The sequence below is a fragment of the Streptomyces sp. NPDC096013 genome, assembly GCF_044763565.1.
Classification (GTDB): Bacteria; Actinomycetota; Actinomycetes; order Streptomycetales; family Streptomycetaceae; genus Streptomyces.
Genome location: NZ_JBIWGK010000005.1, coordinates 502,781 through 522,809 on the forward strand (window position 1 = coordinate 502,781; position 20,029 = coordinate 522,809).

At 67.1% G+C, this 20,029-nt stretch carries 15 protein-coding genes; 9 read left to right on the forward strand and 6 right to left on the reverse strand.

All coding sequences use genetic code 11. The features are described from left to right. The first annotated feature begins 27 nt into the window (after window positions 1-27). The 5 genes from ACIRB1_RS20360 (at window position 28) to ACIRB1_RS20380 (ending at window position 4,929) form a co-directional block, all read left to right on the forward strand. Window positions 28-864: a helix-turn-helix transcriptional regulator gene (locus tag ACIRB1_RS20360; protein ID WP_403466441.1), complete on the forward strand. Its 837-nt coding sequence runs from the start codon at window positions 28-30 to the stop codon at window positions 862-864. Window positions 865-1,112: 248 nt separating this feature from the next. After that, on the forward strand, window positions 1,113-1,706 hold the full coding sequence (locus ACIRB1_RS20365; protein ID WP_319097813.1) for a helix-turn-helix domain-containing protein: 594 nt from the start codon (window positions 1,113-1,115) through the stop codon (window positions 1,704-1,706). Window positions 1,707-1,811: 105 nt separating this feature from the next. Further along, a complete protein-coding gene (locus ACIRB1_RS20370; RefSeq protein ID WP_319097815.1) occupies window positions 1,812-2,549 on the forward strand; it encodes an NAD(P)-binding domain-containing protein in 738 nt (245 codons plus the stop codon). A gap of 240 nt (window positions 2,550-2,789) precedes the next feature. Continuing rightward, complete coding sequence (locus ACIRB1_RS20375) at window positions 2,790-3,491, forward strand: nitroreductase (protein ID WP_403466442.1); 702 nt, start codon at window positions 2,790-2,792, stop codon at window positions 3,489-3,491. Between the two features lie 97 nt (window positions 3,492-3,588). After that, complete coding sequence (locus tag ACIRB1_RS20380) at window positions 3,589-4,929, forward strand: NtaA/DmoA family FMN-dependent monooxygenase (RefSeq protein ID WP_403466443.1); 1,341 nt, start codon at window positions 3,589-3,591, stop codon at window positions 4,927-4,929. A 62-nt stretch (window positions 4,930-4,991) separates the two neighbouring features. Here ACIRB1_RS20380 and ACIRB1_RS20385 read toward each other — a convergent pair whose 3' ends face one another. Together ACIRB1_RS20385 and ACIRB1_RS20390 are read right to left on the reverse strand one after the other, a co-directional pair. After that, a complete protein-coding gene (locus ACIRB1_RS20385; RefSeq protein WP_403466444.1) occupies window positions 4,992-5,972 on the reverse strand; it encodes a DNA polymerase thumb domain-containing protein in 981 nt (326 codons plus the stop codon). Beyond that, the gene (locus ACIRB1_RS20390) at window positions 5,969-9,421 is read right to left on the reverse strand and encodes a DNA polymerase III subunit alpha (RefSeq protein ID WP_403466445.1); all 3,453 of its coding nucleotides are present in this window, start codon (window positions 9,419-9,421) and stop codon (window positions 5,969-5,971) included. Before ACIRB1_RS20390 ends, ACIRB1_RS20385 begins: the two co-directional genes overlap by 4 nt. Before the next feature lie 1,450 nt (window positions 9,422-10,871). On the opposite strand from ACIRB1_RS20390, the gene ACIRB1_RS20395 reads away from it, so the two are divergent. The 4 genes from ACIRB1_RS20395 (at window position 10,872) to ACIRB1_RS20410 (ending at window position 14,137) form a co-directional block, all read left to right on the forward strand. Beyond that, window positions 10,872-11,135 carry a helix-turn-helix transcriptional regulator gene (locus tag ACIRB1_RS20395; RefSeq protein WP_403466446.1) on the forward strand — a complete coding sequence of 88 codons (264 nt, stop codon included), beginning with the start codon at window positions 10,872-10,874 and terminating at the stop codon, window positions 11,133-11,135. A 159-nt stretch (window positions 11,136-11,294) separates the two neighbouring features. Beyond that, window positions 11,295-12,179, forward strand: a complete 885-nt coding sequence (locus tag ACIRB1_RS20400) for a DUF6083 domain-containing protein (RefSeq protein ID WP_403466447.1) — start codon at window positions 11,295-11,297, stop codon at window positions 12,177-12,179. Continuing rightward, complete coding sequence (locus ACIRB1_RS20405; protein WP_403466448.1) at window positions 12,176-12,667, forward strand: hypothetical protein; 492 nt, start codon at window positions 12,176-12,178, stop codon at window positions 12,665-12,667. The genes ACIRB1_RS20400 and ACIRB1_RS20405 overlap by 4 nt, the downstream gene beginning before the upstream one ends. Window positions 12,668-12,676: 9 nt before the next feature. Then, window positions 12,677-14,137 carry a UvrD-helicase domain-containing protein gene (locus tag ACIRB1_RS20410; RefSeq protein WP_403466449.1) on the forward strand — a complete coding sequence of 487 codons (1,461 nt, stop codon included), beginning with the start codon at window positions 12,677-12,679 and terminating at the stop codon, window positions 14,135-14,137. 43 nt (window positions 14,138-14,180) lie between these two features. Here ACIRB1_RS20410 and ACIRB1_RS20415 read toward each other — a convergent pair whose 3' ends face one another. The 4 genes from ACIRB1_RS20415 to ACIRB1_RS20430 are packed head-to-tail and all read right to left on the reverse strand — an operon-like array spanning window position 14,181 to window position 19,955. Then, window positions 14,181-14,630, reverse strand: coding sequence for a hypothetical protein (locus tag ACIRB1_RS20415; RefSeq protein WP_403466450.1), 450 nt, complete (start codon window positions 14,628-14,630; stop codon window positions 14,181-14,183). Next, entirely contained in the window at window positions 14,627-16,798 is a 2,172-nt protein-coding gene (locus ACIRB1_RS20420; protein ID WP_403466451.1) for a site-specific integrase, read from the reverse strand. The genes ACIRB1_RS20415 and ACIRB1_RS20420 overlap by 4 nt, the downstream gene beginning before the upstream one ends. Beyond that, on the reverse strand, window positions 16,795-18,498 hold the full coding sequence (locus ACIRB1_RS20425; protein WP_403466452.1) for a hypothetical protein: 1,704 nt from the start codon (window positions 18,496-18,498) through the stop codon (window positions 16,795-16,797). The genes ACIRB1_RS20420 and ACIRB1_RS20425 overlap by 4 nt, the downstream gene beginning before the upstream one ends. After that, a complete protein-coding gene (locus tag ACIRB1_RS20430; protein ID WP_403466453.1) occupies window positions 18,498-19,955 on the reverse strand; it encodes a site-specific integrase in 1,458 nt (485 codons plus the stop codon). The genes ACIRB1_RS20425 and ACIRB1_RS20430 overlap by 1 nt, the downstream gene beginning before the upstream one ends. Window positions 19,956-20,029: the final 74 nt, after the last annotated feature.

The window sequence follows — 20,029 nt, forward strand, 5'->3', positions numbered from 1 at the left end:
GGGCGGGATGGGGCGAGGATGGGTGGCATGGACAAGAAGGAACTGGCGGAATTCCTGCGTCATCGGCGTGAGGCGCTACGGCCCCGCGATGTCGGGCTGGTCGAGGGTCCGCGCAGGCGTACGCAGGGGCTGCGACGCGAGGAGGTCGCGCAGCTCGCCGGCATGTCCACCGACTACTACGCCCGGCTGGAACAGCAGCGTGCTCCGCAGCCCTCCGTCCAGATCACCACCGCCCTCGCCCGGGCACTGCGGCTGACCCTGGACGAATGCGACCACCTCTTCGCCCTCATCGGCCACAACGCCCCGGCCCGCTTTCACCGCTCCGAGCATGTCAGCCCGACCCTGATGCGGGTCCTGGACCGCCTGGACGACTCCCCGGCCCTGGTAACGACCGACCTGTCCGACACTCTTGCGATGAACCCGATGGCCATCGCGCTGCTCGGCGACCAGACCCGCCACACCGGTCTGGCCAGTAGCGGCTACTACCGCTGGTTCATGGACCCGGCCGAGCGTCTGGTGTACCCCGAGGAGACTCACGAAAGCCACGGCCGCGCCCAAGCGGCACGCCTGCGGGCCGCGCTGACCGCCGGCAGCGACACCCCCCGGGCCGCCCGGATCCTCGCCGAACTCCAGGAACACAGCCCCGAGTTCGTCCGCATGTGGGAACTTCAGGAGGTCGCCCGCTACGGCGACTGCAAGACCCTCCTCCATCCCGAACTCGGCCGCATCGACGTCGACGCCCAGCTCCTGTACACCGAGAACCGCGCCCAGACCCTGGTGGTGCTGACCACCCGCCCCGGCACAGAGAGCCACAGCAAACTCGAACTGCTCTCCGTCATCGGACACCAACAGCTCACCCCCTGAAGTCCTGGACTGGGGGGACCGGGCCGGGCTCGGCGCGGGAGGGGCCGGACATGGGCACCCTGGACTGGTGCAGCCCGCACGGCTTCTGCCTGCGCTCTACGGCCGAATATGTCGGCCCCCTGCGATGTCAGTGCTTCGCGCTCGAGCCGCCCATTTGACCGGACGCTGCCTCCGTTTTACTCTCGACTAAGTACGGAGGCAGCATCCGTTTTGATGCGGCCGCAGGATCACGGCAGTCAGGAGGGCGCATGAGCGTCGCTGAGCAGCGGGGACGCAAGCCCCGCGCGGACGTCCAGCGCAACCGCGCGGCCCTCCTGGAGACCGCGCAGCGTCACTTCCTGCAGCACGGGGTCGGCACCTCCCTCGAAGCGGTGGCCAAGGAGGCAGGCGTCGGGCCCGGCACCCTGTACCGGCACTTCCCCACCCGGGAGGCACTGTTGGCGGCCGTGCTGCAGACCCGCTCCGAAGAGTTGGTGGCCCGCCAGGCGGACATCGAGCAACTCGGTGACCCGGCCGAGGCGTTGGAGCAGTGGCTGCGCGCGATGGAGGAGTACTTCAGCGCCTTCAGCGGTCTGCCGGACCCGCTCATGGCCGCCGCCCGGGCGCAGGAGCCGGACAACCCGCTCACCATTCCCTGCCACATCCTCATCACCGCCACCGATCAATACGTGCGAGCCGCGCAGCTCGCGGGGCGCGTGCGCGCGTCGGTGCGGGGGAACGACCTGTTCCTCGCGGCCTGTTCCGTTGCCTGGATCAAGGGCACCGGTACCGAGGAGGAGTCGCTCGACCGGCTCCGCACGCTCATCGCGAGCGGCTACCGCCAGCAGGACACCCAGGCGTAAAGCCGCCAGGCACCCTGCTCCGCCCCGCAAGGCCAGGCGGCACCACCACCCATCCATCACATCGTGCTGCCCTCAGGGGCGGCACAACCTCCTAAGGAACAAATCATGAAAATTACTGTCATAGGCGCTGGCGCCATCGGAGGAAACCTCGCTGCCAAGCTCAGCACGGCCGGTCACGACGTCCAGGTGGCCGACGCCCGCGGCCCCGAGACCGTCCGGGCGGAGGTGCTGGAGTCCGGGGCCCGCGCGGTGCAGCTCGCCGACGCCGTTCAGGGCAGGGACGTCATCGTCCTGTCGATCCCCTTCGGAGTGGCGGGCCAGCTGGCGGACCTGTTCGCGTCGGTGCCCGACGAGACAGTGGTCATCGACACCGCGAACTACTACCCCGGCATGCTCAGCGAGCCGATCAAGGCGGTGGACAACGGCCAGGTGGAGAGCGCGTACACCGCCGAGCTGCTCGGCCGCCCCGTGGTCAAGGCGTGGAACGCCGCCCTGGCCGAAACCCAGCGGACCAAGGGCGTCCCGGCCGGAACACCCGGCCGCCTCGCCATCCCCGTCGCCGGCGACTCCGAAGAGGCGCGGAAGGTGGCCATGCAGCTGGTGGACGACACCGGCTTCGACCCCTACGACGCCGGCACACTGGCCGACTCCTGGCGCCAGCAACCGAACAGCCCCGCCTACTGCACCGAACTGACCCTCGACGAGCTGCCCGCGGCCCTGGCCGCGGCCGACCGCGCCAAGGACGCAGCCATCCGCGACAGCCTCCCGGAACGCATCGCCGCCCTCGGTGCCAATCCCACCGTCGACGACGTCGTCGAGATGAACCGCGCCGCCCACCGCTGAGGCACCCGACGCGGCCCTCGGGCACGCAACGGCACGAGAGCGGCAGCGCCGGCACGCCACGAACCCACAAGACGAACACGAAGAGCGCACAGTCCCCCGCGCTGCAGACCGCGGCTTCGGCACGCCGCTGCCCGCGAGCATCCGCAAGCCTGCCGGCACCCGCAGGGTGCGTCCGCAGCCGCGGCGGCCTCCGCGCAGCGCAGCATGGCAGATGACTGCGCGCCATGGAGAGGAACCGCCTTGCCCGGCACCGCATCACCCTTCACCGACATCGCACGCTCCCGACGCTCCCCCCGGCGGTTCCTGCCCACCGCCCTGTCCCCTGCGGACATCCGCGGCGTGCTGGAAGACGCGCAGACCGCCCCCTCGAACAGCAACACCCAGCCATGGACGGTGCACGTCGTCTCGGGTGCGGCACGGGACGCCCTGGCCAAAGAGCTGCTCCGGGCCGAGGAGGAGGGGCGGACCTCCCCGGATTTCACCGACGGCTACGGCGAGGAGGGCATCTACGTCGAGCGGTCGCGGGCCCTGGGCGCGAGTGTCTACCGGGCCCGGGGCGTCGAGCGCTCGGACCGGGACGGCAGGAGGGTGGCGGTCCGCGAGAACCTGGAGTTCTACGGCGCTCCCCATGCCGCCTTCCTGTTCATGCCGGTCCTCGGCGACGGGGTACGGACGGCCGGTGACATCGGCATGTACGCGCAGAACTTCCTGCTCTCGCTGGCGACCCGGGGGCTGGCCGGCATCCCGCAGACCATCCTCGGCGTCTACGCCGACACCGTCCGCGAGTTCCTGGGCGTCCCCCCGGACCTCAAGCTGCTGTTCGGCATCTCCTTCGGCATGGCCGCCCCCGCGGCACCGGTGAACACGCTCCGCACAGAGCGGGTTCCGCTGCAGCGGAGCGTGGTCCTGCATGACACCCCGGGAGTCCTCGACAGGCCGTAGTTCCTCCGCCCGCAGGAACCATCCGACGCCGGGCCCGGGCCCGGCGCCCGCGTCGGAGACATTCTCCGTTTCTCATCGCCTCGCCTGAGGAGTAACCATGACAAGCCGACAGATGATCCTGGGCATGCAGTTCAGCGGCGGATACGGGGCCGCACCCGGGGCCTGGCGGCTGCCGGGTGCGAACCTGAACAGCTATACGGACATGGACCAGTTCGTGCGTTACGCGCAGGCCGCCGAGCGCGGCAAGGTCCAGCTGCTGTTCATCGCTGACACCCCGGTCCTGGACGTCGACCTCGACCATCATGCCCCGCACCACATGATCGACCCGCTGCTGATCCTGACCGTCCTCGCGCGCGAGACCGAGCGGATCGGCCTGGTCACCACCGCCTCCACCACGTTCACCGAGCCCTACAACCTCGCCCGCCAGTTCAAGGCCCTGGACGTGATCAGCCACGGCCGGGCCGGCTGGAACGCGGTGACCACCTCCGACCCCGCCGCCGCGGCGAACTTCGGCGCGACGATCCCGCCGCGCGCGGAGAAGTACGAGCGTGCCCACGAGGTCATCCAGATCGTGCAGGGACTGTGGGGCAGCTGGGAGAAGGACGCCTGGCTTCTCGACGTCGACGGCAAGCGGTTCGCCGACATGGACAAGATCCAGCCGGTCAACCTGCAGGGCAAGCACGTTGCCTCCCGCGGCCCGCTGCCCATCCCCCCGTCCGAGCAGGGCCAGCCGGTCATCTTCCAGGCAGGCGGCGGCAGTTACGGCCTGGAACTCGCGGGCCGTTACGCCAGCGGCGTCTACGCCAACCCGTACACCATCGAGGACGCCCGGGCCCAGCGCCAGGCCCTGCGGGACGCCGCCAAGCGCGCCGGACGCGACCCGGAGGAGGTGAAGATGCTCGCCGGCTTCATGCCGACCATCGCCCCCTCCCGCCAGGCCGCCCTTCAGCGGCGCCGCTTCCTGGACGAGGTCGTCGACCTGAACCAACGCGTCCGCTACCTCGGCGCCATGATCGGCCTCCCGCTCGACCCCGGCCAGCTCGACGAGCCGCTGACGGCGGACCAGCTCGCCGATGCCATACCCAGCCCGCACGACCCGCGCTCCGTCCGCGCCCTCGAAGTGGCCCGGGAAGGCTGGACCCTGCGCGACGTGCTCGCCCATGGCGTCATCGACTACCACCCGGTGGTCGCCGGCACCGCCGCCGACGTGGCCGACCACATGCAGCAGTGGTTCGAGGCAGGTGCCTGCGACGGCTTCTCGATCGCCGTCGACAGCTACCACGACGGCTTCGACGCCTTCGTCGACCAGGTCGTCCCGATCCTGCAGGAACGCGGCCTGTTCCACGACGACTACGAAGGCCCCACCCTGCGCGAGAACCTCGGCGCCCACGAGCAGTATGGCCTCGACCCGCGTCTCACGAAGCTGGCCCGGTCATGACCACCACGCCGGGTTCAGTCTGAGGCACAGCGACTTCGAACGGCTGGCGGAGCATGGAACATTTAGTTGGCCAGAGTCGCTGGACGAATGACCTCGGGCCCAAAGCGTCGGCGGGCTCGGTCGGCGGCGGCTTCGGCCGCGCGGGCGCGATCGTCACCGGGATCCAGGGAGAGCTGGCGGTAGGCGCTATCAGCCGGGAGCAGGGCGTCGGCGCGGATCACGAAGGCGCGTACTCGCGCCCGCTGCAGCCCGAGTGCGTTCAGCAGACCCAAGGCAGCTGTCACGAGCGCGGATGAGTGGTCGGTGGGCTCCGACAAGGCGCGGGTGCGCGTAGTCGAGCTGCCGTCGGCGTACCGCACGGTGAGGGTGAGCCGACTGGTGATCTGGCGTTCACCGCGCAGGCGTTGGCCGATCTGGTCGGCAAGTCCCAGGACTGCCCGGTGATGCTGCGCCGGGTCGAGACAGTCCCGATCCAACGCCAGGTCGGCGACCAGATGTGCCGCCGGTTCCGACGGGGTGACCGGGCGGGGGTCATGCCCGCGGGCGCGCTCGGCCAGCAGACGGGCGGGACCCGCGCCGAGCAGCCGCTGCAGGGTTCCGGCGGGCAGGTCGACGATCTGGCCGATGGTGTGCAGGCCGTATTTGCTGAGCGCCTCCGATGTGGTGCGGCCGATCCCGGGCAGCGCGGTGACCGGCCGCGGATACAGCCAGTCGGCCGCCTGCCCGGCGGGGACCCAGGTGGTGTCTCCTGGCGCGGACGCGTCGGCCGCCATAGCCGCCAGCATGCGGTTTCCTGCGAGCCCGGCGCTGCTGTCGATGGCGTACAGCGCCTTCAGACGGATCTTCGCCAACTGGACGACGTCATAGGGGGACAGCTCGAAGTACCGGAGCGCCGACGTCAGATCGAGCTGGACGGCATTGGGCGGGACGGCCTGGACATGGGGCGTGACGCCGGACATCAGTTCGATGACATCGGTGTACTGATCCTCGGTCAGTGCTGCGTGCAGGTGGAGGTGGGCGATGTGCCGCTGGCGTGTGGTCATCCTGCGCTCCCCGGGCTGCGGTGGCCGAACTTCTTCAGGTCGGCGGAGCGGGTGCCGGCAGGCTGGAGGTCAGCATAGGGGTGCAGGCGCGCGCCGGTAGTGCCGTTGATCAGGGTGCGGTGCGGCTGGGCGGGGGTCGGGTGCGGGCGGGTCTCGCCGAGGAGGGCGAGAGCGGCCTCCGGACCGTGGTCGCGGCGGGCGGCGGCGATCTCGTCGAGGTCCCAGGCCATGGCGCCGACGACGGTACGGCGGGTGCCGCGCACCTGGACCGTGCCGCGCACCAGCAGCAGTCCGCTGTGGAAGACGGTGTGCGCGCAGGCCGGGTGGGAGTCCTCGAAGAACGCCAGGTCGACCAGGCCGGAGCCGTCCTCCAGGGTGACGAAGATGATCCGCTTGCCGCTGGCGATCGGCGGGGTCTGGGTCGAGGCCCGTACACCCGCCACGAGAACCTGCTGGCCCGCGCGCATCTCAGCCAGATGCGCCGCGTCGGTCGCGCCGATCTCACGCAGCAGCCGGTGGTGGTGTTCCATCAGGTGCTTGGAGACGTCGATGCCGAGTGTGCTCAACTCAGCGCTCAGGGCCTCGCGTCCGGTCATCTCCGGCAGCCCGCTGGGCTCCGCGCCGCCAACTGCGCCTGCTTCGATGGGCAGTTGACCCTCGTGCGCGGACCGGGTGCGGGACTGCCGATGCAACTCTGCGATCTGGAGCAGCAGATCACGTCGGGTGAGCCGGCTGTCGTGCAGACAGTCCAGGGCGCCGACCTCGGCAAGGCGTTCGGCGACAGGGCGGCTGGGGTGGGCCCGCTGCCAGAAGTCCGACAGCGATCCGTACGGTTGCCCCTCCTCGATCCGGGCGCACTCCTCCTCGCTGATGCCTCGCACCGCGGACAGCGCGAGCCGTACGCCCCACTGGTCTCCGTCGGTCTTCTCCACGGTGTGCTTCACCTGGGAGTGGTTGATGTCGACGGGCAGGACCTGTACGCCGCCGCGGCGGGCATCGGAGACCAGGACGCGCTTGGGCCACATACCGGGGTCGTGTTCGAGCAGGCCGGCCAGCAGGAATGCCGGGTAGTGCGCCTTGAGCCAGGCGCTTTGCAGAGCGGGTACCGCGAAGGCGACCGCGTGGGCCCGGCAGAAGCCATAGGCGCCGAAAGCCTCGACGGTCTTCCAGACTTCGTCCCGGACGGCCGCGCTGTAGCCGCGCGCGCGCGCCAGGCCGTGGAACCAGTCCCTGATCTGCGGCAACCGGTCCTTCTCTCCGAGCGCCCGCCGGGCGATCTCCGCCAGCGCGTAGTCACAGCCCGTCATGACCGACAGTGTCTCGATGATCTGTTCGTGCCAGATGGTCACGCCGTAGGTGTCGGCGAGCACGGGTTCCAGGTCAGGATGGGCATAGGAAGGCGTGCCGCCATGACGGGCGGCGATGTAGCGCTCGGGCATGCCACCTGCGACCGGGCCGGGGCGGAAGAGGCTGATGTCAGCGATGACGTCCTGCGGGTTGCGTGGCTGCAGCCGGGACAGCAGGTCCTGTTGGCCAGGCGACTCCAGTTGGAACAGGCCCAGGGTCCGACTGTCCTGAATAAGCTTGAAGGCGAAGACGTCGTCGAGCGGCACATGTTTCGGGTCGTCCAGATCGATGCGATTGCCGGTCACCCGTTCGATCTCGGTGATCGTATGAGCCATGGAGGACAACATCCGGACGCCCAGGACATCCAGTTTGATATTGCCCAGTGCCTCGATCTCCTCCTTCGCCGCCATGGCCATGGGGTAGTCACCCTGGGGGGTGGGCTGCACCGGCAGTCGGTCCAGGAGGGAGGCATCGCTGATGACCACGCCGCAGGGGTGCATGGCCATGCCGTGAACCAGGGAGTCGAGGCCTTCGGCGAGCTCCCACAGCGGACCGTACCGGTGCGCCTCGGCAGCCAGCTGCTGCAGCTCAGGCAGTTCAGCGAGGGCACCGGTGATGTCCGAGGCGGGCAGGTGCGGGAAGCTCTTGGCGATCCGGTCGACGTCCGCGGGCGCGATACCGAGGGCTAGGCCGGTGTCGCGCAGGGCGCGACGGGCCCGGTAGGTCTCGGGCATGGCGGTGACCGCCACCCGTTCCTTGCCGAACCGTTCGAAGATCGTGTCGTAACACTCCAGCCGACGGGCGGACTCCACGTCGATGTCGATGTCGGGCAGCGAGGCCCGGCGCACGCTCAGGAAGCGTTCGAACAAAAGACGGTGGTCGAGCGGGTTGGCGGTGGCGATGTCCAGCGCGTGGCAAACCATCGAGCCGGCGCCGGAGCCTCGGGCCGCGACCCTGATGCCCTTGGCCCGGATGTCGGCCACGACCTGGCCGACGGCGAGGAAGTACGAGTTGTAGTCCAGCGCGGAAATCACCTTGAGCTCTTCGTCCAGCCGGTCGAGCGCCGCCCGGTCACGGTCGAGGCCGCGTCGGACCATGCCCGCCTCGCACTGTCGGCGCAGCAACTGTGCGGCTCCGCCCGCTCGGGGCCTGGCGCCGAAGAGCGCCGGTTCCGGGAAGTGCCGGGCGCCGAGCCCGAGGTCCGCCACCGGATCGACGGTGCATTCGGCTGCCGTAGCGGCGGTGTCCGCCATCAGACGGCGGGTCCGACGGATGTCTGCTCCAGCACATTCCACGATCATTCGCGCGACGGTCTCCATCCCTTTCTCGTCCTTGAGCCAGCGCTGTCCGCTGTCCAAGTGGCGCCGGTCGATCGGTCTCAGCAGCCGTGCAGCATCCAGGACGTCGGCGAGGCGGTGCTGGTCGGGGTCGGCGTAGCGGACGGCGTTGGAGAGCACGGCGGGGGTGCGGGTGCGGTCGGCCAGCACGAGGGTGCGGGCGGCCAGGCGCAGGGATCCTGGGCCGATGCCGAAACGTTTCTGCGCGACGACTTCCAATCGGACCCCACTTCCGAAGATCTCCTTCCAGGGCGCCAGCAGCTTCATCGCGACATCCTCCCGGCCCACCGACAGCGCCCGCACCGGCTCCGAGAGCGGCCCGAGCAGCACGGTCAGACCGGGACCGCCGTACTCGCGCAGCGCATCCCACGGCACCACCGGCGCCGTACCGGACACGGCGCCAACATGGGCGGCCGAGGTGATGCGGCACAGCCGCGCCCATCCCGCCCGGTTCTGCGCGAGCAGCACGAACCGCAGGGGCGGCTCGACGACGTGCGCACCGCCGCGCGCCGGAGTGCGGCGGCGCCGGGCGGGCGGCGCGGGCGCGAGAGCCTCCACCGCGAGGTCGATACCGAAGATCGGCCGGACCCTGTCTTTCGCACACGCTTGCGCAAACCGGACGGCACCGGTGACCGTGTCCCGGTCGGTGAGCGCGAGCGCCGCCATGCCTCGCTCGGCCGCCCGCCGGGCGAGGTGCTCGGGGTGGGCGGCGCCGTAGCGGGCGGAGTAACCGGACGCGACGTGCAGATGGGCGAAGCCCGTCATGCCGCACCTCCATCACTCCACCCCTTTTCGGCCATAAGCCCGATATCTTCATCGTACGCTCGTTCGATTACTCTAACCCCATCAGCCCCGATCAGCGACTAGATTCGAACACAACAGCGATTCATTGCGAGGTGAGCAGCATCCGGAAACAGACACAATTTCGCCACCTCCCCAGCAGGGCAAAGTAGTTGGGGATCGCGGCCCAGGCGGAGACCGCGCAGACAAGCAGTGGTTCCACGAACGAACGACGTCGCTAACGGTTCGAGCCTCAGGCTGGCCTTGGCAGTAGCTCCCAGCACAGATCTCCTGAGCCAAGGCCCACACTCCAGGAGGCGAGGAGTGCCTCCAACTGGTCGAGCACGGGGAACAAAGCCTCGGGAGCGAGCCCGCACTCACGCGCAATCCGTTCCGCTTCGACGCAACCGTGACCAATCGCAAAGTCTGCGTGTGCCGCAAGGCAGAGTGCAGCCAGCCGCAGAGTCGGGTCGCCTGAGCCCGGCCAGCCTCCTCTCGCCATGCGCAGCGCCCAGTCAGCAGCCCTCCTGCGGTCCGGGCGCGCTGGATGTTGGGCAAACAGTCCGCTGTCGAGGATCTGGGCGGCCACCCCACTCTCGGCAGAGGCAACAGGTGCTCTGCGGAGACATCGCGCCTGCTCCAGTTCACGCCAGGGGAGCGGATCGCGGCCCAGGCGGAGACTGCGCAGGACCCCGGTTGGCAATCGGACCTGCCCGTCAGTGTTCATGCGCAGGGCGCACTGCACGGCGAGCAGTCGTGCCGCAGCCCCGGTGTGGCTCGGCAGGGCTGCGGCCAAGTAGCTGAGCATCTCCCGCACCCGGACCTGGTCGCCCGGCCCTTTGCGCTGTCGCTTACGCCGCCGCGAGGCACCGTCCGCCGGCATCACGGTCACACGCAGGAGAGTCTCCGGGACCACAGCGGCCTGCACCGTCACCGAGGCACAGGCCGTGCAGGCATCGGCGAGTCTCCAAAGCCGCCCTCCCCGTTCACGGGCGAGAAGAAGTCGAACAGGGCCGGCGCAGCCGCGATGACGGGGGTGCCAGCGGCAGCCCCGCTCGTGGCACTGGCAGGTGCGCAGATACGAGGGCAGAACGTCGCGCCGGGCGTGCCCGGCCAGATGTTCGAGTGCCGCAGAGCGCGCGGATACCGCAGCGAGCAGTACGCCTTGGTGGTCGCACTGCTGACATACGAGCTGCGGACCGCCGGAGCCGGGCCGCAGCTCCACAGTCCAGGCACGCCGCGCTGTCGGGCATGTTGTGCGGAGCCTCATGGGGCGCGCGCTCCTCCCAGTCCTGTCCCGCGCCGTTGTCCGCCCAGAGAAGAGCGGCAGCACACGGTAGTGCAGACATCTGCCCCATCGCTCGCGCCGTCACCTGGGGAAATAGGGCAGAGGTCTGCACTGACAGGGCAGGCCTCTGCCCCGTCGGATGGTCAGGTGACGATCTTTCCGCCCGATCCGGACTTCGAGGCGCTCCGCCAGGAGCTCGCGCGCCTGCGGGCGGCCCGAGGGTGGAGCTATGACGAGCTCGCCGCCCGTAGCGGCCTCGCCAGACGGACCCTCATCGAGATCGAGCAGGGCCGCACGATCGGAACTCTGAAGACCTGGCATGCCCTCGCGCACGCTCTGAGCACTCCGCTCGACGAGTTCTTCTCCACGCTGTGCAGCGGACACGAACCACCTACAAAAGCCGACGGCTGACCAGCTCCGGGACGGCATTCGCCAACCGCCCGAATTGGTGACCCGAAACGAACGCGCACTCGCACCTTCGAAAGCCAGTCTCAACAGATACGGCCGTCCAGGGGACACTTGCGGCAGCGACACCGGCTGAGCGGCGTGTTGACTGGCAGGTTCGCCCGCATGCGCTCCACACCCCCTTCCCCGCACCGCCGGAACGACAGCCCCGTCCACAACCACGCGAGGCGCTCCCTCCGTGTAAGCGGCGACAGCGCCAGCCGTCTGCTGCGGTGCGGTCAGAGCGACCGCTGCCGGGATTGCGGCAACCGCATCGAGTGGTACCACCGCACCAACGAGCACCCGATCCGCCTGCACCCGGACGAACTGCCCACCGAGAAGGTGCCTTCGACCTGCCACTGGCACGTCAGCCGCGGTGTCGCTCATCCAGCGGGCGACGGCAGCGACTGGTGCCGCTTGCCGCACGCCCTGCTGTGCCCCGCCCGCGACGCCCTTCCCGCTGCCCCTGAATTGGCAGGACTGCGCCGCGCCCTGGCGGTCAACACCCGCCGCCTGATCGACCTCGGCGCATTCGCTCCCCCTGCCGCTCCGCCAAACGCCGAGACCTCGCCGACGGCTACGTGCCGGCCGGCCCGCCCTATCGTGCAACTCCTGTACGTCCGTTACCTCGCCAGCCGCCCGGTGGACGAGATCCAGTGCGTCGCCCAGACCCGCCGACGCCACCGCTGTACAAGTTCACTGCTCACACATGAGTCTCCAGCAGGGGTCTGGACCCTCGTGCCCACCACGGCTGCGCACGGCCAACTTCCTTTGCACGGGGAGGTCATGGCCGTCTACGCGCTCACTCATCTGCCCTATGCCGAGCAACTGCGCTGGAGAGCCCAACGCTGCCCAGAACACGCCGCCATTCCCGCAGCGCCCGATGTAGCGGTGGCCGAGTGGGAGCCCTTCGACCCGCTCGTCCACCACCAGTACATCCGCACCCGGCTCCCGGCGGCCATCCGACGTCCAGGGCCCGCTGACCGGAGCAGGAGGGCGCTGCAGCCGTGACCGCGCACCACGCGATCGAGATCGCCCTGACTCGGCCCGCCACCGACGACGAACTGTGCCGCGCCCGTCGTGTCGTGGCTCTGGCCAACGACACCAGCCGCACCAGACTGCTGGCCCTGCAGCGCGCCAGAACGCCTGGCCGCGCTCTGCGGGCGCTACGTCACCGGCTCGATGCGATGCTGCCCATCGATGTTCTCACCACCCACTACCCTGACCGACATGGCCGGGTCCTGCTGAACATCTCCCTCAGTCCCGCCACCCGTACTGTCGTCCGCCGCGCTGCGTCAGCCCGCGGTCAACGGCCCCGGGACTTCCTGAGCGAGATCATTACCGACGCCGTTGCCCGGCACGGCGAAGAGCGTGCCCGCCATCTGGCAAGTCGGCTGGAAGAACTGCTCGTCGATCACGCCCCCGAAGAGCTACTGCTCTGTGCAGCGCACGCTCTCCATCGCCGGTCCAGAGGCAAGTGTGCCTCCGTCCCTTCCTGAGGAGCCTTTGTGTCCACACCGACCGACGAGCAGGTCCACGCCGTCGACGCCTTCCGGGCAGGACACCACCTCGCCCTGCAAGCGGGAGCCGGTACCGGCAAGACCACCACCCTCGAGATGCTCGCCGCCAGCACCAAACGACGTGGCCGCTACGTCGCCTTCAACAAGGACATCGCCTGCCACGCCGCTATGCGCTTCCCCCGTACAGTGACGTGCAGGACCGCCCATGCGACCGCGTACGCCGCCCTCGGCCACCGCTATGCCGGTCGGCTCAACGGTCCGCGCCAAGCCGCTTGGAAAACCGGCCAAGCCCTCGGCATCACCCGCCCCATCCGCATCGGCGATCACGAGATCAGCCACAGGACGCTCTCCAACACGGCGCTACGCGCCGTGAAGCGCTTCTGCTACTCCGCCGACCGGGCCCTGAGCCGCCATCATGTACCGCGGCTTCGCCGCCTGGCGACACAAGCCGAGCATGCCCAACTGACCGACGCTGTCTTTCCGTTCGCGGTCAAAGCGTGGGCCGACCTTCAGAACCCCGACCAGGGCGTAGTCCACTTCGAACACGATCACTATCTGAAGATGTGGGCCCTGACCCAGCCGAAGATCGAAGCGGACTTCCTCTTCCTCGACGAAGCCCAGGACACCAACCCCGTCCTGGAGCAGGTCTTCCATGCCCAGCGTGACCACGCCCAGCTCGTCATGGTGGGCGACTCCGCACAGGCCATTTACGGCTGGCGCGGCGCCCGCGACGTGATGACCGGCTTCGACGACGCCACGGCGCTCACCCTCACCCGCTCCTTCCGTTTCGGCCCCCTCCTCGCCGAACAGGCCAACCGCTGGCTCGAACTCGCCGAGGCTCCCATCCGGTTGACCGGAAGCGAGACGATGCCCACGGAAGTCGGAGACGTGGCCAACCCGGATGCGGTGCTCTGTCGCACCAACATCGGCGCCATGACCGAGGTCATGCGGCTCCTCGCCGAAGGCCGCCGCGTCGCCCTGGCCCGCGGCGCACACACACTCGCCGCACTGGCGTTGGCAGCACGCGACCTCAAAGAAGGCCGCCGAACCAGCCATCCCGAACTTGTCCTCTTTGCCTCCTGGGGCGAAGTACAGGACTACGCGGCGTATGACCCCGCCGGCGGCGACCTCCAGCCCTTCGTCGACCTGGTCGACACGAACGGTCCCGATGCGATCCTCGCCGCGGTCAATGAACTCACGGACGAGGAGCAATCCGACGTAACCGTATCCACGGCTCACAAAGCGAAAGGGCGCGAATGGTCCACCGTGAAGATCGGCGACGACTTCCCACCTCCCAAGGACACTGATCAACTCGATGCTCAGGGACAACCGGTCCCGGAACCGATCACCGACACCGACGCCCGCCTCGCCTACGTCGCCGTCACACGCGCACGCCACCAACTCGACCTCGGTGGTCTCTCCTGGATCGACGCCCATCCAGTGAGGTAAGCACGCTCTTCATAATCGGCGAGCTTTCTTCAGTAAGGATTGATCACTTCTGACCTGGAACCCTCCCGACGAGCGGTAGAACCGCGCCACTGACGTTCAGCAACTCCCGAAGCCGTTCGATCTCGTCATGCTGGGCAGCCAGTCGTGACAGAGCCAGCTCACGGAAGCTGTCATGCTCGGTCTCCTTCGCCTCACTGACGGCCAATCGCTCCTTCAATTTCGCGATCGACTCCTTCAAGCGGGCGATCTGCGCGTCCCTCGGGTCGGGGATCGCCCCGCTTTCACGTAGGGCGGCCAACCTGCGCTCAAACTCATTGCGCAGATGCTCGTACGGGCGACCGCTGTAGAACGCGGCCCGCGCCACTTGAGCTTCGGCCGCCAGAGTCTGTACGTCACACCTGCCACCGGCTGGAATCTCGCCTCGCAGCAAGCGATCCATGGCGGCGCGGATTCGGTCCTCGTTCTGCCGCCTCTGCTCGGCCGTGATCCTCACGTATCCGCTCCTGCGGCGTCGATCTCTGCCAAGACCCGCTGAGTCCGCTCCAGTTCGGCCTGCTGGCGCGGGCCCTCCAGCTTGCGCGTAACACCGAGCTGCCCGAGGAACACCTTCTGCTTACGTTCGTGTTCGGCCCATACAGGCCGATGTCGCTGGTGATGGGTCGCCTGCGGGCAGCGGGCCGAGTCGCACATCCCGATCAGGGGCTGATCTGCGTCCGTGGAGCCGGCCAGGATCAGACAGAGCGCCCGGGAAGGATCGGCGAACCAACAGTAGTTCGCCAGCCCAACGTGGAGGATGCTCGCGCGTTTGCGCATCAGCCCCAAAATCTCTGTGTCGTTCATGAGCACATTCGTCTCGTCCGCCGCGTGCTCCTTCACAAGCTCGTCGATGTACTCGAAGAACGTCACAAGTTCAGTCGCTCCCCGTCCGGCGGGCATGATTCCGTCCTGGAAGTTCTCGAACTCCTCCACGAGGATCTCCACGTTGCGAGTCTCCTCCAGGCTCTGAACCTCGGCAAGGAACTTGCCCTGGGCGCCACCCGGGCGGCGTGTGTAGCCCTCGGTCGTGGTCGCATGCAGATGTTTCAGTGCAAGCTTCGTCGCCATCAGCCCGTGCGGCCGGTATGCCATCTCCACAGCGAGCGTCCGCCGCAGCATCCTCAACGTGACCGCGCCGTCCGGGATCGGATCAAGCCCGAGACGACGTCCAGCGTGCCCGTTGACCCAGGCGCGAAACTGATTCGACCATGAGTCAAAGGCGAATCGGCCAAAGATTCGGCCGGCCCGCTCACGGGTGGGAGTCACAGCTGCTGCAGTCCTCATAGCGTCCCACACCTCCTTCACCACGACCCACTCGTCGCGAACTCCGCCCAACTTCTGCCCCTTGATCAGTTTTCCCTGGACGCGATAGCGAAAAAGCCCCGGAGCACGCTCTTCAGGCGGCAAACAGCAGTCACGCTCGAATTCCATCAACTCACACGACCGCATGCCGGCCACAGCAGCCACCACGATCACTGCTGCTGCCCAAACCAGCATGGACATCTGGAGAGCGACGTCCCGGGGGGATACCGGCTCTGTCCAAGGAACCTTGCCCTCTCCGTCTGCCCGTCTGATGAGTTCCGCGTCTCGCCCGTAGGGGTACTCGATTCCTACTTGGTCTACGGCTTCCTCGAAGAGCGGCCGCAACTTATCGAGCCAGGGGCGACGGAACTGCCGGAAACCCGCCTCCCTCGCCAGATGCGACAACGACAGCAACAGCAACGGATCCTCTGCTGACCAGCCATCATTGAGACGTTCGACGACCTTTGCGACGTAGATCTGAGGGAGCGGTGTCCCGGACCGGACGTATCGCTGGAGAAGCTGTTGGAACTCCCGGATCGGCGGCTTTCTCGGGTACCGATTCCCACAGGTCGGTGGTGCCTCATCGGGTACCTGCTTGCGCAGCTCGATGATCCGCGGCGCGATATGCTCGGTCACGTATAGGGCGGCGGCCAGCAACGGACGCAGCAGTTCGTCTTTCACCTCGGGAGTACGGTTCGCCGTCCAGACATCCGAGGTTCCGTCAACTGTTCCCGGATGCCTGCCCTTCCAGGGGAGGTAGCCTTCCGCGTAGGTGTCATCCGGGAACAGATCGCCATAGAAATCCAGCTCGATGACCGGTCTGGTTGCAGCACGTACCTCACCGTCTCCAGCTGTGCGCACCACGGCGCCAGTGATACGGTCTCGAACCTTGCGGGCTTCAATAAGATAGCCATCGCATTCCCGGTCGCCGACCTGGGAAAGGGAGAGCACACCGTTGCGGCTGAGCCAATTCAGCCAGCCCGCCAGGCGCCCGAACTTGGCAGAGCAGGTGCGGATGCTCCGCACTGTACGGTACGCGAGCGGCAGCTGGGCAACTGCAGGATGGGTGGGCACCATCAATGCGAAGATGTACTCCTTCGCCACCAAACGCCATATCGGGTTCTCCACGTTACGGAAGTTGAAGCGTAATTCGGATGTTCCCCATTGGGCTGGCAATCCAACGACATCAACGAAATCCCACATGTCGTCGTCAAAGCAAGGCCCGGGTACGCCAGCAGGCATGGGCAGATCGGCCTCCGCACACACCCAAAGACCCGCGAAAATCGATTCCCGTACGGCGACGGTTCCGATTTCATGCTTCATGCTGTCGTCTCCTCAGGACGCAGCGGTAGCGTGCTCGGCTCAGTCTCCAGGCACCGACGGGCGCGATCAATGACACCGTCTTCAAACCTGCGAATCACCTCGTCGACCCTGGCCGAGTAGTAGCCGAAATGCCGCATGAACTCACCTGACGGCATCTGTCGCCATTGCTCAGTGAAGAACCCCTTCAACCTCAGAAGGTTCACCGCATGGCGGGGCGCAAAGACGGCCAGCGGGCAGGCCAGGCACACCCACGGGCGTGCCGGGCATGGCTTGCCTTTCGGCCCGAACACACCAGAAAAGATGTTCACACAGGAGGCGGCAAACACGTCACGCTCCGCGCCTGCCAATTCAGCGATCACCGTCTCATCCAGTTGCAGATCCGCCACTACCTGCGGCAGCTGCCGTGCGGCTTCCGCTGCGTCTTGCGCAGTGACCACCCTGAGCGGTGTGCGGGCCCGCTTCAGCATGTCGCCCTGGCCGTCCTCGATGACGGAGTCCAGCAAGTCGCGCTGTTTGGGAGTTGGCTTGCCCACGTACCGCTCCGCCTCAGTCGGAGACGAATGGTTGGGGTCGATGGTTGCCCTTTCGCTGCCGTGCCAGTGGCTACGGTCCCGTAGCGCTTCGAACGTCGTGCGCACTCGCGGCGCGGACACTCGTACCGGCAGTCGCAGGCCCTGGAGCCGCAGATACTCCCCGTTGCTTATAGGTCTCGAAACGATCCGGCCAGGTGCACCTCGTCTGCATCGGATCCACAAAGCTCCGCGTACCTCGGGGCTAGCGAAGTTCCGTAAGAAATCAGAGTGCTGTAGCCACTGCTGGAGGATGGCTACGGCCAACTTGGGCAGGTTATTACTCTCGCGCGAGGTCCGCCCCTTGAAGTAGTTGAGCAGGATGGTGTTGTCTCCCGCCCAATCGATATCCCCAAGACCCAAGTCCTCGATGCCGTCTGGAACGATCCCACTTCGAGCAGCGAACAAGGTCCGGTAGGCGAAAGCTGTCTCCACAGACGGGAACAACCGCACACTCGTTGGTCCGACCTGCAGGGCCGATTGCCTCACTGAGTTTCTGATCCCGAAATACTTACAGATCTCCCCCGTGGTGGCTGGGCCATTTCGCGCGAGGAGCCGCAGCACTCCTGCCGGTGTTGGCTCCAGCCGGGCGGATCCGTCGGTCGCCTCCACTTCGTGCAGGGCAGTCTGATGGTCGGCATAGGCGGCATCTACGATCTCCTGGCATCTTGTCTGGAGGGCTTCCCATTCATCCTCTGTATACGGTGCGAGCGGCTCCGAACGGCTCACGCGATTGAACTTTCGCCCCTCCGCGAACCGTTGCGCCTCGCTCCGAAGCCCAGCCCCACCTTCCTTCAGCCCGAGAAGCATGGCCCTGGTGTGCCGCTCGGCTCGATTAGAATGTGAGAGCCAGAACTCGGACAGCATCGCAACGGTCAAGTCCCGCGCGCCGCCTGGAGTCCGGTCGGCGAGCGCATCGACCATGAGCCTGATCGACAGAACATAGTCCCGCACCAACCCCGCGGAATCGACCCGGCCATGCGGATGGACGAGGGAAACGAGCCCGGTCAAAAGGTCTTCGGCAAGAGCACCCTGGTAACTCTCCGCGAGTGTGAGAGTCAGCGATCTGGTGCGGCCCTTGCTGAAGGTGCAGGTCACGCCCAGCGGGGATTTCACCAAACGTGCGGGCATCAGCTGCCCTCCTCTTTGAACTCGGCTTCCACTTCAATTTCTGCCTTGGTTAATTGAAGCGAACTTGCACGGGCTTCATATGAAGAGGCATATGCCTGCTTGTAAATGCGCGACACATCAAGGCGCTTGACGTACATTTCCGTGGTCAGGACGCTGCTGTGGCCAAGGAGATCGCGCAGAATCAGCAACGGCTCATTGGCAGTCAGGAAGTGCAGCCACACCGCATCTGCGTCGCCCGAACCTAGTTGGGCGGCACTCGCGTAGTAGCCACGCGCGAGCTTTTCCAGGGTCCGCATGGCAAACGTGTGCCGGCACCGGTGTGGATAGACGTGTGGAAACCGCGGGTCCCATCGTTTGGCGATTCGCTGGGAGGTGCGTTCGAAGACGGTGGACCAAGCGGTGAACGGGGCTCCGCGGCTTTTGAGCCAGAGCAGACACGAACCACCTTCGGGGGCAACGAGTCTCAGACGTTCAGCCGGCGTCAGCGCCCCCCACATGACGCGAGTGCCGTTCACCCGGCCACCGCGCACATCCGGCTCGGTCACGTGCAAAGGCTCTCCCCACGACCGCGGGGGCGTCCACGTAGATCCGACTCCGGTCATCTGCCGGTCCAGGCGGACATGTCCGTGCACCCTCTCAAGGTCCTCGAAAGTGATCCAAGTCCGCCTGAACTTCCTCCCCTTCGCGAGTGGTGCCGGCACGGGGAACTCGATCGGCACCTCGGTCGGGCGCCTTGGTAACGCAGGAAGTTCGTACACCAGCAGCATGCTGAACTCCCTACGACGCATCCCCGTCCCCAAGGCCAACGCCCCACCCGCGCCATTCCTCGACAACTCCCGGCCGTGAAAGTTCATATCCGCGGCGCCATCTGGACCAAGTCCCCCCAGCCCCTTGAGGAAAAGATCCTCGAACTCCGGTTCCAGGTAGCGGACCGTCACATGAGGCTTCCCGACCCGCCTCGTGGCCAGGTTCGTCATCACCGTGATTTTGGTACCACCAAACGCAGCCGTTGCCTGCTTGTAGGTGAACGGCACGGCACTGACTCCGGCTTCGGCGACCGCCCACTGGTAGAAACCGGACAGGATACTCACCTGCTGGTTCCAATAGGTCGCCTGCCAACGCTCGCCGATCGGGCCGGACTCATGAAAAGCGGCGTAAGTACTCAACGCCTCTTTCAATCGGACACGTGTGTCGAACAATTCGATTCCATGGACACGCAGGTGCTCCATCCAAGCCTTCACAGCTCGCCCGTATGCCCACCAACTTCCAACCGAGGCGACCTTGTTATTCGGCAAGTCCCTGAGCCATCGGTTCACCACCGTGGCCGGACGCCGCGAGACACCGTCGGCGAACAGTAGATCGTCGTCAACCAAGATCGGCATCCCGTCAGGAATCGCCGGAAGCCGTGGAACGTCCCACTGTTCCCACCCGGCCGCGTTGAACCTCTCAAGCAGCATGCGCCCCAGCGTACTTATGACACACGAGGAAATGCATAGAACAAGAGATTCGATGCCTCACTCGAGTGCCTGTT